Origin of the sequence: Pilimelia columellifera subsp. columellifera (assembly GCF_039532605.1) — a bacterium.
Lineage (GTDB): Bacteria > Actinomycetota > Actinomycetes > Mycobacteriales > Micromonosporaceae > Pilimelia > Pilimelia columellifera.
Genome location: NZ_BAAARY010000090.1, coordinates 1 through 546, shown reverse-complemented (window position 1 = coordinate 546; position 546 = coordinate 1). Strand labels below are relative to the sequence as shown.

Genomic DNA, 546 nt, shown 5'->3' with positions numbered 1-546 from the left:
GGAAAATTAACTAACACATATGTTTTAGAACTTGAATTAAAAGGACTTGGTGGTGTTTATGGAGCTAATGGACTTGCACAAAGATTAAATCAGATCAATGGCTATACCGCTGGACAGTGGGGAGTTTAGTTATGCTTTTAAAAAAAAGATTAGCTTTACTACTTTTATTTTTGATACCTATTTATTCTTTTGCAGATATATCTAGCAACCTATTCCAAAACTCTTTTAATTCAAATATGCCTCAAATGCCAACTATGCCAGCAAAGGCAGCTCCTCAAGTTCCTAGCAATCAAGAACTAGCTATTAATAAAACGGTTGCTATAGTTAATGACAAAGTAATAACCTCTTTAGAGCTTGATCAAGAAGTACAAAAAGTTCTCGCGACTCTTCCTCCATCTCAAACATATGACCCACAAAATCAACTTCAGATTAAGAAAGAAGCTCTCCAAAATCTTATAGCTCAAAGCATATTATTACAGATAGCTCAGAGAAATAATATTAGGATATCTGATAAAGAAATTGATGCGGCAATAAATGATATATTAG

General features: G+C 33.0%; 1 protein-coding gene. It reads left to right on the top strand.

Annotation, left to right across the window (positions count from 1 at the left end):
- Nucleotides 1–131: 131 nt before the first annotated feature.
- On the top strand, nucleotides 132–546 hold a 415-nt coding region (locus ABD287_RS18465), incomplete at its 3' end, for a SurA N-terminal domain-containing protein (protein ID WP_344174830.1).